This is a genomic window from Paenibacillus sp. FSL M7-0656, assembly GCF_038003225.1.
GTDB classification, from domain to species: domain Bacteria; phylum Bacillota; class Bacilli; order Paenibacillales; family Paenibacillaceae; genus Paenibacillus; species Paenibacillus amylolyticus.
This window is the reverse complement of record NZ_JBBOOT010000001.1, coordinates 693102-708469: the sequence shown is the minus strand read 5'-3', so window position 1 is coordinate 708469 and position 15368 is coordinate 693102. Positions and strand designations below refer to the sequence as shown.

11 protein-coding genes are annotated in these 15368 nt (G+C 43.0%); 9 read left to right on the top strand and 2 right to left on the bottom strand.

Translation table 11 applies throughout. The features are described from left to right. On the bottom strand, positions 1-1710 hold the full coding sequence (locus tag MHI01_RS03020) for a sensor histidine kinase (protein WP_083669649.1): 1710 nt from the start codon (positions 1708-1710) through the stop codon (positions 1-3). 146 nt (positions 1711-1856) lie between these two features. Here MHI01_RS03020 and MHI01_RS03015 point away from each other — a divergent pair, with 146 nt between their 5' ends. The 9 genes from MHI01_RS03015 (at position 1857) to MHI01_RS02975 (ending at position 13854) form a co-directional block, all read left to right on the top strand. After that, positions 1857-2807, top strand: a complete 951-nt coding sequence (locus MHI01_RS03015) for an ABC transporter permease (protein ID WP_017688355.1) — start codon at positions 1857-1859, stop codon at positions 2805-2807. A gap of 15 nt (positions 2808-2822) precedes the next feature. Further along, positions 2823-3701: a carbohydrate ABC transporter permease gene (locus tag MHI01_RS03010; RefSeq protein WP_221821204.1), complete on the top strand. Its 879-nt coding sequence runs from the start codon at positions 2823-2825 to the stop codon at positions 3699-3701. Positions 3702-3744: 43 nt separating this feature from the next. After that, entirely contained in the window at positions 3745-8211 is a 4467-nt protein-coding gene (locus MHI01_RS03005) for a carbohydrate binding domain-containing protein (RefSeq protein ID WP_340982486.1), read from the top strand. A 135-nt stretch (positions 8212-8346) separates the two neighbouring features. Continuing rightward, on the top strand, positions 8347-8475 hold the full coding sequence (locus MHI01_RS03000) for a DUF6254 family protein (protein ID WP_340982485.1): 129 nt from the start codon (positions 8347-8349) through the stop codon (positions 8473-8475). Positions 8476-8839: 364 nt separating this feature from the next. Continuing rightward, positions 8840-10138: an NCS2 family permease gene (locus MHI01_RS02995; RefSeq protein WP_017688352.1), complete on the top strand. Its 1299-nt coding sequence runs from the start codon at positions 8840-8842 to the stop codon at positions 10136-10138. A gap of 165 nt (positions 10139-10303) precedes the next feature. Next, positions 10304-11281 (top strand): alpha/beta hydrolase, encoded by a 978-nt coding sequence (locus MHI01_RS02990; protein ID WP_339187193.1) that lies wholly within the window; start codon positions 10304-10306, stop codon positions 11279-11281. 142 nt (positions 11282-11423) lie between these two features. After that, entirely contained in the window at positions 11424-12188 is a 765-nt protein-coding gene (locus MHI01_RS02985; protein ID WP_340904697.1) for a MerR family transcriptional regulator, read from the top strand. Positions 12189-12200: 12 nt separating this feature from the next. Beyond that, on the top strand, positions 12201-12845 hold the full coding sequence (locus MHI01_RS02980; protein WP_338706052.1) for a GNAT family N-acetyltransferase: 645 nt from the start codon (positions 12201-12203) through the stop codon (positions 12843-12845). Beyond that, the gene (locus MHI01_RS02975) at positions 12838-13854 is read left to right on the top strand and encodes an alpha/beta hydrolase family protein (RefSeq protein ID WP_339187190.1); all 1017 of its coding nucleotides are present in this window, start codon (positions 12838-12840) and stop codon (positions 13852-13854) included. Before MHI01_RS02980 ends, MHI01_RS02975 begins: the two co-directional genes overlap by 8 nt. A gap of 110 nt (positions 13855-13964) precedes the next feature. Here the strand turns inward: MHI01_RS02975 and MHI01_RS02970 are convergent, their stop codons facing one another. After that, positions 13965-15317 carry an MATE family efflux transporter gene (locus MHI01_RS02970; protein ID WP_036615611.1) on the bottom strand — a complete coding sequence of 451 codons (1353 nt, stop codon included), beginning with the start codon at positions 15315-15317 and terminating at the stop codon, positions 13965-13967. Positions 15318-15368: the final 51 nt, after the last annotated feature.

The window sequence follows — 15368 nt, the reverse complement described above, 5'->3', positions numbered from 1 at the left end:
CTACTTGTCTGTATTGTCGTGCCACGTGATGTTAACTTTAATCCCACCCATTGAAGAATGATCATAAGATAGTCCAGATCCTTCACCGTACAGAAAAGATAAACGCTGATGGACATTCCATGTACCACATCCCATATTCTCATCCAGCGGTTTAAGAAGATTATCTCTCAGATGATCAAGTTGTTTCTCAGACATGCCAAGCCCGCTGTCCTCCACGATAATTGTGTACACATCATCCTCGCAGTCCGCATAGATTTTAATCTCACCATCTACCGATTTGGGCTCCAGACCATGAATAATAGCGTTCTCAATAATAGGCTGGAGGGTTAGTCTGGGAACTGTTTTATCTAAAATATCATGGGGCACGTCGATTGTAAAATGCATTCGTTCCAGACGAAGTGACTGGATTTCCAAATAATTTTTGACCATTGTCAGCTCTTCACGAAGCGTGGCTTGATCCTTTTCGGACCTGGTTATGTATCGGTAATACTCCCCCAGATTCAGTGCCATGGCTACCACGGCCTTTTCATTTTTCATTCGGGCCATGTTCTTGATATAGAACAGGCAGTTATATAAAAAATGCGGATTAATCTGCGATTGCAACTGTTTGAGCGTGGCTTCCCGACTTCGTAATTTCTCCTCATATACATTCTCGATTAACTCTTGAATTCGTTGAGCCATGATGTTGAAACGTGCAAATAACAGGCTGAACTCATTGCGTGCAGAATGATGAAGCCGAACGGAAAAGTCTCCGGTGGACAAGCGATTTGTCCCCTTAACCAACTGTAAAAGTGGAAGCTGCACACTTCGGTAGAGTGTATATAATACAACAACGCTCATCACGATCAGAACGGCAATTGAAGCGTAAAAGAGATTCCGGCTGCTCGTAATCGGTTTCAAAATTTGCTGCATAGGCACATAGTCAACATAATACCAGCCGAGGCTCTTGGATTGAATATAAGAGACGTAATATTCCGTTTTGTTCAACGTTGTACTGAATCCACCGCTGGCCTGCAGTTTTGCTTCTTTCAGGGAAGGCAGGATTGCGTTCAAGGTTTCCTTTCCAGAACTATTGCTAATTAATCCATAATCGGGATGGAACATGAACGGGTCACCTTTATTATTTAACTTGTTTTGATTAAGAAGTGCAGTTAAGTGATGAACTGGAAAACTGATTTTGGTAATCAATCTGGCTTTGCCAGGTCTCGCCATCGCTGTCGTTGGATCGGTAGTGTACCAGATAAACTGATTGTCAGCATAGGTCCAGGATTGCGAGAGAGGCTCCTTAAATTCATCATCCCTGTACGGAATGTAAGCATAATAATCCGTTGATATCACTTTTTGCATCCTTGGGAAGTATAGTGTGATGGTCGAATGCCATTTGCTTGCTGCGTTGTACAGATTCATTTTCTCCAGAATGGCACTTCCAACTTTCACACGTTCATAGGGAATGTCCTTGTAGTCGGGACGTTGATATTCCTGAATACTCGAATCTTGCCCAATAGACATCCCATACAATGACAATTGGTAAATATTAGATTCTACTGAATCAGCAAATGTTGAGAGATGATTCATCGTATTGTTTTGAATCTCGTGTTCGATAACACGCACGCTTTCCCGGTTCGAGTATGTATAGAGAAACAGCACCAGAATAAGCAGCATCACAAACAACAGTGTAATTTTGGTAAAGACATTCAAGCGTGTGAACAAAGTCCAACCTCCTTAATCTTATTAAAATATTGATATCGTTGTTGCAATATTAGGATATAGATCACAAATTTCCATTGCTATAATTTTAATATACAAGTTCACGATGACTTGTAAAATACAAAATTTAGAACATGGGGGATGCAGGAGTGAAGGAACATACGTTAGAAACGCCGCATAAACGGCGCTCCACCAGGGTTAAACAGCGCTGGAATATGCAACGGAACTGGACCTTGCATATGATGCTCATTCCAGCTGTATTGCTGGCACTGGTGTTTCAGTACATACCGATGGGTGGCATTGTAATTGCTTTTCAGGATTTCAAACCATACTTGGGATTTTCTGAATCCAAATGGGTGGGTTGGGACAATTTCCGATATTTATTCTTATATCCGGACGTAGGCCAGGTGATCTGGAATACGCTGGTCATTGCATTTTTCAAAATCATCGCAGGACTGTTCGCTCCATTCCTGTTTGCCATTTTGCTCAATGAAGTACGCTTGACGGCATTCAAGAGAGTAAGTCAAACGCTTGTGTATCTACCGCATTTCCTATCATGGGTTATTCTCGGTGGTATTCTGCTCGATATCCTGTCTCCTCAGGGCGGCATGGTCAACCAGCTTGTCGTAGCCTTTGGAGGAGAACCGATCTTCTTCCTGGGAGACGGTACATGGTTCCGGATAACGCTGATCCTCAGTGATGTGTGGAAAGAATTTGGTTTTGGTACGATCGTATTTCTGGCTTCTCTCTCAGGAATTAATCCTGCGCTCTACGAGGCTGCAGAGGTGGATGGGGCCAACCGATTTAAACAGACGCTGCACATTACGATTCCGGCATTAATGCCGATTACAATCGTACTGATGACACTCTCTATCGGCAATATCCTGAACGCCGGTTTTGATCAGGTGTTCAACTTGTACAATCCGCTTGTGTATGACAAAGGCGACATCATTGACACCTTTGTATATCGACTCGGGATTCTGAACGGGAAGATGAGTTTTGCCACAGCAGTAGGGTTGTTCAAATCTGTGGTTGCTACCATTTTGATTGTTATATCTTACAGAATGGCTTACAAACTAGCTAATTATCGAGTTTTCTAGAGAGGAGAAAAGGGCTTGTATTATAAAACAAAAGGATACCGCATATTCAGCATCGCTAACTATACTTTTCTTGGGATATTATCGATACTCTGCATTTTACCAATTATTCATATATTGGCTGTTTCATTCAGCAGTATGGCGCCAGCATCATCAAACCTGGTTACCTTCTGGCCCATCGGGTTCACAACCGACGCATATGTAAAAACATTCGGGAATTCAAACTTCATCAACTCCTTGATCGTATCACTTAAACGGACTGTAATTGCAACGATCATTGGTATTGTCATCATGCTCTTAACCGCATTTCCGTTGTCGAAGGAAGACATCAGTTTTAAAGGTCGCTCCTTATATACGTGGTTTTTCGTATTTACCATTTTGTTTAGCGGTGGTTTGATTCCAAGTTACATTCTGATCCAGAAGCTTGGCTTGATGAATACAATCTGGGCGCTTATTCTGCCTGGCGCACTGTCCGTGTGGAACGTTATTCTCATGATGAACTTCTTCCGCGGTCTGCCCAAAGAACTTGAGGAAGCAGCTTATTTGGATGGAGCAGGTCATATCAAAACGTTGATTCTGGTCTACGTACCGCTTTCACTTCCAGCTATCGCAACCTTGTCCTTATTTACGATGGTGTATCAGTGGAACTCCTGGTTCGACGGCATGATCTATATGTCTGATATTAAAAATTATCCACTTGCTTCTCTATTACAGACCATTATTGTTCAGCAAGATCTCAGCAAAATCAACGTCGATCCTTCCATGTTGGAGAATATCTCGCAGCGAACCGTACGCGCAGCACAGATCTTTATCGGCGCGCTTCCGATCCTGATGGTGTACCCGTTTTTACAACGTTTCTTCGTTAAGGGGATCGTTATTGGAGCAGTTAAGGAATAGGCTATGCAAATGCAAGGATAACTGAGCTGAGGGAGGAAGAAGGATGAGAAAAGGACTGGCATGTATGGTGGCATGGAGTTTAATGGCTTCTCTCGTTTATCCAGCAACTGCTGGAGCAGAAAGTGTACAGGGTCAAGCGGAGGTGGGAAATGTGCAGGCGAAAAGCCTGCACTTCTCTGTTCCCTATACAGACCTGACGGGGCATTGGTCACAATCTGCAGTTACACGTTTGCAAGACTTGAATTTATTGAAAGGTTATACGGACGGTACGTTCAAGCCCAGTCAGGTCATTAGCCGAGCTGAATTCGTCATGATTCTGGATCGGGCCTTTGGTTTCACCGGTAATGCGGCGACTGGTTCATATGCGGATATGACTTCAGACGATTGGTACTATGACGTGATGGTACGAGCGAATGGTTCTGGCATCATCGAAGGGACAGACCGTGAACATCTGTCACCACAACAACCGATTACACGCCAAGATGCAGCGGTTATGGTAGATCGAGCTTTTCAACTTTCAGCGGCTACAAATGAAGATAGTGAACAATTGAAATTTCAGGATGCAGATGATATTTCCGGTTATGCAAAGAAAGCGCTTACCTATCTGGTGAACGAAAATATTCTTAAAGGTTTCCAAGGCAAATTAAATCCCAAAGCCCCGATTACACGAGCGGAGACGGCAGAGTTACTGTCAGCGATGATTGCAGATGTAAAAAGCACTCCTGGAACATATGAGTCCCGGGTAGATGGCAACTTGATTATTAAATCGACGGATGTCACGTTGAAAAATATGATTGTTAATGGAAATCTGCTGCTGGCAGAAGGCATAGGCGAGGGATCTGTTGTTCTTCAGGGCGTAACTGTTACAGGAAGTGTCAACATTAAAGGCGGAGGCAGTCATTCCATCAACATTAACAACTCCAAGCTGAAGCGAGTAGTCGTTGACAAACGTGGGGAACCCGTCAGAATTGCCATTACGGAAGAAAGCAACATTCAGGAGATGCATGTAAAGCAGAAATCCATTCTGGAGATCTCTTCAAACAGCCTGATTGATTCCATGAATATTCATGCAGAAGCGAGTCAGACTCGAATGGATACCAAAGGTACGATCCAAAAATTGAGTGTAGATGCCGATGATGTTGTGATCAACGGAGAGAAAGTAAAACAAGGATTGCGCACATCCATGGTGGATGAAGCCCAACAACCTGCTTCATCGCAGCCTGGTGGTTCAACAAATGTGACAAGTACACCCACACCATCTTCTCCAGACGGGCAATCACCGTCTACACCATCAACACCATCAACACCAAGCAATCCTGCGGGCGAAAAACCGGTTCCAGCAACAACGATTCCGCATGATCAATGGGAGCTGGTCTGGAATGATGAGTTTAACGGGCCTTCGATTGATGCTTCCAAATGGACCGTGCAGGATACAGGACTCGTTTATAACAATGAAATGCAATATTATAGCCCCGATAACACTCGCATTACAAAAGATCAGAATCGAAGCGTGTTGCAGATTGAAGCAAAAAAGGGTCCGAAAAACGGTAAAGATTACAGCTCTGGCAAACTGATCTCCATGGGAAAAGGCGACTGGACCTACGGTAAAGTAGTTGTACGTGCGAAGCTTCCTATTGATAAAGGCATGTGGCCTGCCATATGGATGATGCCAACAGATGAAGCACATTATGGTGGATGGCCTGCCTCTGGAGAAATCGATATTATGGAGCTAATTGGTGGCAAAGAGAGTAATAACAAGGTATATAGCACATTGCATTATGACAGTGTGAAGCCTGACGGCTCCCATGGACATGATCAGGGAAGTCTTACTCTTCCGAAGGGAGAAACTTTCGCTGACGATTATCACGATTTCCAGGTGGAATGGTTGCCGGGTATGATTCGTTTCTATGTGGATGGAAAGCTGCATCATGAAGTGACCAACTGGCAAACGAAGGCCGCCGGCCAACCCGAGTATTATACATTTCCTGCACCATTTGATCGTCCATTCTATCTGATTCTGAATCTGGCAGTTGGAGGAGACTGGCCGGGGGCACCTGAAAGCAACTTCACTTCCGAAAAGATGAATGTTGACTTTGTGCGAGTATATTCTTACAAAAATCTAGACACGTGGCCTGATGTAACAACAAATCCCATCGAGCCTGCACAACAACGTGACCCACAAACCGATGGCAATCAAATCTACAATGATCGTTTTTCGGAAGGGTCTGCAGACAATGGAGTTCCTCTCCAGTGGAAGTTCATCACAAATGCTGATGGAGCTGGCAGTGTCAAAGTTGTAACGGATGAGCAGAAAGGGAAAGCAGCAGAAGTTACCATTGATGCATCGGGTACTGAGAACTACTCGGTTCAACTCACTCAGATGCCGATGTACATCAAGAAAAACAAAAAGTACAAGATACAATTTGATGCGAAAGCATCTGCTAACCGTACAATCATGTCCAAACTGAACCAATTTGAAAAAAGCTGGACCAATTATTCGGGTGATAACACCTTTGAACTCACTACAGATTGGCAATCCTATGACTATACCTTCAATATGCGGGATGGCACGGATAACAATGCCAGATTCGAATTTAATCTGGGGTTGGATGATACAACCGTTTGGTTTGCCAATGTCAGACTGATCGAGGTGGGTGAAGCTGATCCGTTAACTGTCGAACGAAACGCGCTACCTGATGGAAACTTTATTTACAATGGCACATTCGATCAGGGCAAGGAGCGTCTGGGATTCTGGTCAAGCAGCATTAAGGACAGTTCGGCAGCCAATATAAGTGTAAATAACTTTTCGAAATTCCCAATTATGGAGCGTCAGCTGGTTGTTGATGTTACTCAAACGAATAATGACCCACAACAAGTTTCGGTGAACCAACCGGATTTGAAACTGGAAGCGAATACAACGTATGGTTTCTCCTTAGATGCCAAGGCAGACACACCGCGAAGTATCGACATTGATGTTGTCAGCAGTAATGGGCATACGGTACAGGTTCATCAAGGACAAAACCTCTCCTTGAACCAAGAAATGAAAACATTCACCGGAGAAATCATCATTGGAGATGGAGCATCAATCGCACAATCCGAGCTAAAACTGTTATTCGGCAGTTCTAAAGGTAAGGTATATGTGGACAATGTTCGTCTGACGAAACGCGGCAAACCTCTGTCAGTGAATGGCTACGCACATGTTCCTGCAACCGAAGCCTGGATGATGCAGGGCTTACAACTGGAGGACTCCGTAGAAGGAGGAAAACATGTCAGTTACATGGATCAGGGAGATCTGCTGCAATATAAAATCGATGTAGCTCACGACGGAGTATATGTTCTGTCTGCCCGAATGGCCAGTGGAAAAAGTGATTCCAAGGTTCAGTTCAGCATTCAGGATGAACAAGGTACAACCGTTGCACAATCAGACCTGAGTCTCGGAGACACGGGTGGATGGCAAGCATATCAAACGGTGTATTTTCCAGGGGTCAACTTGACAGCAGGCAAACCCTATTATGTGAATTTTGAAGGAGCAGATTATAATACACGTTGGGTGGATATTTCACAAAACAAAATTCAGAACAGTGAGCTAACAGCTGATCTGAATCATTGGGAGCTAATTCCTAATGATCTGACAACCTCACATGACGAGGGCGCAGGATTAACGATTAAATTGCCTGGTACAAGTGAACATTGGTGGGACACTTTGTTGCAACAAGGTCAGATCAAACTGGATGCAAACAAAACGTACCGACTTACCTTCGAGGCATCTGCTTCAAGTCCTAAATCCATGCAAGCGGTTCTTTCTCAGAATGCAGGCGATTTTGTGAAGTATTTTGAAGAAGAAGTGGAATTAACCGCAGATCAAAAGTCATATACTTACACCTTCACTATGGGGGATAGCTCCGATTCGGCAGCTATGCTTGCATTTGGATTAGGATATCCGCTCTCTACAGGTGAACACTCGATTCACATCAATAACGTCCAATTATATGAAGTGAATCCGAATGCAGATCAAGGAGGGCAGCCTGCTCATGTTAATCTTATTCCTAATGGAGACTTCTCCAAAGGTAAGGAAGGTTGGTTTACCCATGCGGATGGTAATGCAGCGGACCTTGAGATGCAAGTTAGCAATCAACAGCTTCAAGCCAAGATTGGTCATGCAGGACAGCATCCATGGGATCGTCAAGTCATCAATGAAGGATTTGGCATACAGCAAGGTTTTAAATATAAATTAACGTTTAAAGCCAAAGCGGAGAAGTCCAGAAAATTGGGTTTGGGAGTTGGATGGGTCGATGCCGCTGCCAACTATGAATGGCATGGGTTCTTTGGGGCACGAGTTGATTTGACTCCAGAAGAACAGGAGTTCACGTTTACATTTGATGCAACAGAAGACAGCTATGCGAATACTCGAATTTCATTTGATCTGGGTAACATTGATGGTGAGCAAGATGGCAACACAACCGTCTCATTATCCGAGGTCAGCTTGATTAATCTGGGTCCTGCCAATTAGCTTCTGAATTCTCTATAATTTGTCTTATATGCTTGCCTAATTCTCTAATTACCTATGCATGCAGAATAAAGTTGTCCAGGAATGACATCATAAAGAAGTAGTAAACATCTCAGTTTCCAGAGGAGGATATCTTGTATGGCTGACCAGAAGAAAAGAAAAGAAGCTGCCTGGAAGTCACGAAAGCAAGAACAGCATCCCCCTGGCAAAATCAAATCGCTAAAAGAATTATCCAGCGAATATGAAGAGAAACCTACTACGAATTAAGCAAAAGACTGTCAGTGAACATTGCTGGCAGTCTTTTCTTCATATATCGCAGACATTGAGCGATACGTACTTACTCTATTCTAAAAACGAATGAATGCAAGATATAATGCCTGGATAGTTCGTAAATAACTGTGAACAAATCGTTAATTCATTGACATTGCATGTAATTTTAATTAGAATACGAAATGGACTTCAGGTTGAAAACAGATATGAGTATCTTTATGTTTAGTTTAGAGCTTAGCTGTTGAATCTTTAAATCCTAACAACGAATATAGGAGCGACAATATTACAATCCTATATGAAGATTAGGATTTTTTGTTTTTAGCTTTGGAGTATAATTTGAAAGTTGGAGGCTGGCTTTACCATGGACAAATGGTTCAAACTTAAAGAACGAGGCACGACTATCCCCACAGAAATTATCGCAGGGGTTACAACATTTTTCACAATGGTATACATAGTTATCGTAAACCCAGGAATACTCAGCAGCACAGGCATGGACTTTAACGGAGTATTCATAGCAACGGTACTGGCAAGTATTGTGGGAACTCTGATTATGGGAATATGGTCCAATTATCCAATCGTCATCGCGCCGGGTATGGGCCTGAATGCATTCTTTGCCTATAGCGTAGTTGCCGGATATGGCGTATCTTGGCAGGTTGCACTGGGAGCAGTATTTATAGCAGGGATTTTGTTTATTATTTTATCACTGACTTCATTCCGTTACATGTTGCTAGATGCAATTCCTGCTAGCTTAAAACATGCCATAACCGCAGGGATCGGATTGTTTATTACAACGGTAGGTTTGCAAAATGCCGGGATTATTGCCGATTCAGAATCGAATTTGATTACGATCGGAAACTTGGCTGAGCCAATGGCTTATCTGACCATTATCGGATTGATTATTACCGTTGTGCTGATGGCTTATAATGTGAAAGGTTACCTGTTCATCGGAATGGTGGTAACAGCGATACTTGCCTGGATCATGGGACTATTCCAAATGCCGGAATCGATTGTATCCATGCCGCAAGGCCTCGCGTCAACGGCTTTGCAACTGGATCTGGCAGGGGTATTCTCGAATGGCTTATATACAATCATATTTACCTTCTTGTTGATCACGCTGTTTGATACGACAGGCACGATGCTCGGCGTTGCTGAACAAGCAGGATTGCTTAAGGATGGTAAATTTCCACGCTCGCGTGGCGCATTATTGGCAGATGCCGTAGGAACAACCTCAGGTGCTTTGCTCGGAACAAGTCCAACATCGGCTTACATCGAATCCAGCACAGGGGTAGCTGCAGGAGGAAGAACGGGACTGACAGCGGTAACGGTAAGTGTGCTGCTTGCGCTGACCTTGTTCTTCACACCGATCGTAAGTGTAATATCAAGCATCCCGGCGATCACTTCTCCGGCACTGATTATTGTTGGATACTTTATGATTAACGTTATCAGCAAAATCAAATGGGATGATCTCGAAGAAGCATTTCCTGCCTTCCTGATTATCATCCTTACTCCATTGACGCACAGTATTGCAACAGGCATCGGCGTAGGTTTCATCTTTTATCCGGTACTCAAGCTGCTTCGTGGAAAAGGTAAAGATGTTCATCCCATCTTCTACATTTTTGCGGTATTGTTCTTCATTCAACTTGTGTTCCTGGACCACTAAAACTGTCTTATCCTATGGAGAACTGCTCTCAACAAGCAGCTCTCTTTTTTTATGTAGTTCATACTCCGTTCATATTCCCGTCACGAAGGGGACATCTTCCATGGTTACACTATACCTATGTCGCAAGAGCGGCTCTACAGATATAAACGACAGGAGAAGATGGAAATGGCAGAAGCAGTGGATGTAACAACAACGGGGACTAAGGGCCGTAAAAAACGGAACTTATGGTTGAAAATAATAGGTGGTATTGTCGGCGCGCTGGTGCTGTTCATGGGCATCACGTTTGTCGTTCATACGATAAGTAATGGGGCAGAGAAAAAGAAAATCGAATCGTACGGCCAATATGTCAATGTTGATGGGAAGAATATGAATGTATCCATTCAAGGTAGCGGCGAACAAACCATCGTGCTACTTCCCGGACAAGGAACACCGTCACCAGTACTTGATTTCAAATTGTTAATCGATGAATTAACTTCTGATTACAAAGTTGTGGCGATTGAGCCTTTCGGTTATGGGTTAAGCGACCAAACCGAAAAGGAGAGAACCACCGAGAATATTGTTAGTGAAATTCATGAAGCTGTACAGCAGCTCGGTATAGATCGTTATATTCTGATGGGGCATTCCATCACGGGACTGTACGCGGCGACTTATGTGAACACGTATCCGGATGAAGTCTCTGCTTTTGTCGGGATCGATAGCAGTGTTCCGAATCAACCTGGCATGGATGTTAAATTACCTTTAAACTTAATGAAATTCCTTCAAAAATCAGGCTTAATGAGAGTACTCAATAAAGTGAGTGGTGATTCATATGCATCACTTGACTATGATGAACATACCAAAGAACAGATGAAGTTGATTTCGAATCAAGTCTCGACAAATCCGACATTAGTAAATGAGCTTAAACATCTGGGTTCCAATTTCAAAAATGGAGAAAAACTCACGTATCCTAGTGATCTGCCAGTGCTTCTCTTTGTTCTTTCCAATAACGAGAAAAACCCGCAGTGGATTCCGCTACATGAAGCACAAGCCAAACAATCCGCGCAGGGCAAAATGATCCCAATGGAAGGTTCACATTACCTGCATCATACGAAATATAAAGAAATTGCCGAGGAATTCAAATCTTACATGAAACAAATCCAATAGGATGATTGATTAATAAACTGCGGTACCGAATCTGGTGCCGTGGTTTTTTTGTTATCAGGAGAGGCTAAAATAAAAACTTGACCTTAGGTCAGACCTAAGGTTTATGCTTGTAATATGAAAAACAGCAAAGGTGGTGAATTGGTTGAGTGATGAAATTACGATTAGTGAGCTGGCAAAGCTGATGAAAGTCTCTGTACATCAAATTCGATACTTCGAAGAAAAAGAGGTGTTGGCCCCTGCTTATATTGCAGAAAACCAATACAGGATGTATGGGGTAGATGAAATTTACCGTCTATCTCATATTTTGTTGCTTCGCAAAATGGGACTGTCTGTTCAAATGATCAAGGAATGTTTGAGTAATCTGACAACCGTTCAAATCACATCATTATTTCGCCAAGCGTTGGCAGACACGGAAGCAGCCATCACTCAGCTTCAGCAAACAAAGCACCTTATCAGCAAGTTGTTGCATGAGCAAGAGCATATTCCGCTTGAGGATCAAGTGACTTATTATATTGATACTCGTGAGGAGATTCACTTATCCCTGTGGTTCCATATGGAAGCGCAAGAGTACTTGCAAGCAAGACAACTGATCCAACTTAAAGAAAACATTCCCAATTTATTTGAAGCCGACATCCATTATGCGTACGATGAGACGGACACCGTAGGAATTTATACACAAAAGGAGGGAGCGAACGATTTAGTTTTGCCTAGAGGAAAATACCTTTCTCGTCATGTATATGTACAAATTGAAGCTGAACTCAAAGAACATATCAACGAATTTTATGCTTACGCAGAAGATCAGGGCTATCCCTATCACGGTCCACTTATTATGGTAGAAAAATCTTATTTATCTTTATTCACACCAGAAAAGCTTCATTATGAGCTGTTGTTACAAATGATCGATTAGGGGAGACACACAGTGACAACTTCCATTCAGATAGAACCCGTTTGTCCCCAGTTTCATCAAGCTGTTGCTGAACTCATGGCTTATGGTTTTGGACACAAATTTCAAAAGATAACTTCATTGTCCATAACTGATCTGGCTTACGTATTTGAACAGTTGCTCAATCATCCGCCCATGGAACAAAGTACTCTTCGTATCATTGCTCGTGAAAATGAGGAGATTGTTGGCACCATGTGCTTGAAATGGAAGGAAGCAGATAACAGAGCAGCAATAACAAGCGTTCGTGCCAATCCTCATTGGTGGAGCCACTGCAATAGAGTTGGCATGTGGAAACTGCTTCAGTTAATAACTGGTTTACATCTGCTGAAGCATACTCCTACATTAGGCGAATGTTATGTGGAAGATCTGGTTGTACATCCACAGCACCAAGGCAAGGGAATTGGTACGCAGTTGCTTCAATGGGCACAGAAATATATGTTGCAATCCAAATCAATGTCATCTCTTAGCTTGCATGTGGCAAGTCAGAATCATCAAGCGATACAGTTATATGAACGCTATCAATTTCGCAAGCAGTATAGCACAAACAGCTTTCTGACCGGCCTGCTCTTAGGCGAAAACCAATGGCATTACATGATTTACAAAGGAGATAGTTATGTTTAATTGGAAAAAACGATACATCTCAGTTATTGTGGCAATCTTACTGATGGTTGGTGCAGGACTGTACATAGTCGATCAAAGTGATTTTGACATGGAGGAACAAACCATTGAAATTCAATCTCCACAGGGTAAGTTAACAGGTACCCTCACGTTACCCAGAAACCATTCAGGCAAGTTAGGTCTAGTACTGTTTATTCATGGTGACGGTCCGATAGACTCTACTCATGGTGAGGGATACAAACCGTTATGGGAGCGACTGGCATCGATTGGGTATGCATCCTTGTCGCTAGATAAACGAGGAATTGGGGGTTCAGAGGGAAACTGGCTAGATCAAAGCATGGATGATCGTGTTGTGGAGGCACAACACGCAATTGCATGGGCGAAAGAACAATCCATCATTGATGATTCCAAAATAGGCGTATGGGGTGCCAGCCAAGCAGGCTGGGTGATTCCTAAGCTTGCTGGGAAAGAACATCTCGCCTTCAGTATCTTGGTATCACCAGCGATAAACTGGTTGGAACAGGGAGAATACAACACACGTAGCCAAATGGCGAAAGACGGTCATTCCACGGAGGAGATTCAAAATCAGGTCGATTATGAAAACCAGATTAAAGAGATTTTAAAGAAACATGGCACATATGAAGAGTACACCAAGATTGCTCGAGAGCATGATCTGATTTCCAAAGAACGCTGGAACTTCATAAAGAAAAATTTTGCTTCAGATGCCACGGCGGATTTGCATCATTTCAAAACCCCTGTACTCCTTCTGCTTGGAGAAGATGATGTGAATGTGGACATTGTTGATACAGAGCAAGCATACCGTAAAGGAATTCAGCCATCTTCCTTGCTTCATGTGAAAATCTTCTCTAATACAGAACATTCGATGTTACCAACCTCTATTGCAGGCTCGGAATGGAAACAATTACTACGATTTCTGTTTGCTCCGAGAAGCATTACAGTGGATGGGTATATGGATGAAATAGAACATATGTTGACCGCTTTTTCCTTATAACAGAGGGTTTACGATCTCTTCGTATCACCAGATAGATAATTGTCATTTCGAAATGAAAGAGCAGGGTCAGGGAGCGCCCTTATCCTGCCTTTTTGCGTGTTATACGTTAACTACTGTGCCAAATGTTCCAGATCCGGCTGCAATTTGGTCCGCAAAACATATAACATAATGGCCCCAACTAGGAAAGCCACGGCATCCGCAATAACGAGCGACCAGATCACTCCATGAAAGCCATTCATTTGATTAGCGATATACAATATAGGAATTAGTGTAATCCCTTGAATTATGGACATAACAAACGCGGCGGTTCCTTGGGCTGTTGCTTGGAAGATCCCCATAAACAAAGAAGTCATTCCTGTAATAAACAAGGATAAGAAGGTTACATGCAGAATGTAGCTACCCATTTCAATTAATTGCGGGTCAGTCGTAAATAAACCAATCAAGTGGTCAGAGATTAGATAAACGATAACACCAAACAGGACGGCTAAGCCCAAAATAGCTTTGATCGTGAATCCAATCGTTTGTTTCATACGTAATTTGTTCGCTGTGAATGAGAAGGCAATCAACGGCACAACTCCCTCGCACAAGCCCATCAGAATAAATTCAGGAAATTGCAGTAAACGTGATGATATTCCATACCCCGCAACGGCCTGATCCCCATATTCGACAAGAAAAAGGTTAAGAATAAGCGACATTGCACCCAAGAAGACACTCATAACAAAGACGGGAACACCGATTTTGAACACATTGCTCAGGATGTCCTTGGTCACCTTGAACCATTTCAGGGAGACGGTTAAGAATTGGCTCTTATAACTCATATGGTAAGCGTAAAATGCACTCGCAACCAAGTTGGAGATGACGGTAGCAGATGCAACGCCAATCACACCCCAATGGAAGACAAAAATGAATAATGCATCAAGGATAATATTTATAACAACACTGAGAATCATACCGGTCATAGAAGTCATTGCTGAACCTTCTGAGCGCACGATATTCTCCAGGGTGAAGAATAAGATGACGAAGGGTGAACCCATAAGCATAATCGTGACATACTCTTTCGTAAATCCGAAGGACTCTGGCGTTGCCCCCAGCCCATGAACGATTGGTTCAATCAGCGGGAGCCCAACGGCCATCACAATAATTCCGAGAACTAAACTGCTGTAAAAGGCAAATGAAGATACATGCTTCAGATCATCTACTTTTTTCTCTCCCAGCAAACGGGAGATGAATGTGCCGCTGCCTATACCAATTAAATTACCAAGGGCCATGATAACCGCGAATAAAGGTAAAGTTAATGCGAGTGCGGTTAACATTGCCGTATTACCCAGTGTGCCAAGGAAATAGGCATTCAAGATGGAGTAAATAACACTCATTGACGTGCCTAGCATCATTGGGACAGCAAAATGAGCTACGGCTTTGGCGATTGGTGCTTTTTCAAAGTAATGGAGGTTTTCTGCATCCATGTGGGTCACTACTTTCTTCGTTAATATTGATCTAATCTAACACCGTTAGAT

Coding starts and splice junctions, on each gene's coding strand:
- MHI01_RS03005 (WP_340982486.1), top strand. CDS start 3,745: ATGAGAAAAGGACTGGCATGTATGGTGGCATGGAGTTTAATGGCTTCT.
- MHI01_RS03000 (WP_340982485.1), top strand. CDS start 8,347: ATGGCTGACCAGAAGAAAAGAAAAGAAGCTGCCTGGAAGTCACGAAAG.
- MHI01_RS02995 (WP_017688352.1), top strand. CDS start 8,840: ATGGACAAATGGTTCAAACTTAAAGAACGAGGCACGACTATCCCCACA.
- MHI01_RS02990 (WP_339187193.1), top strand. CDS start 10,304: ATGGCAGAAGCAGTGGATGTAACAACAACGGGGACTAAGGGCCGTAAA.
- MHI01_RS02975 (WP_339187190.1), top strand. CDS start 12,838: ATGTTTAATTGGAAAAAACGATACATCTCAGTTATTGTGGCAATCTTA.
- MHI01_RS02970 (WP_036615611.1), bottom strand. CDS start 15,317: ATGGATGCAGAAAACCTCCATTACTTTGAAAAAGCACCAATCGCCAAA.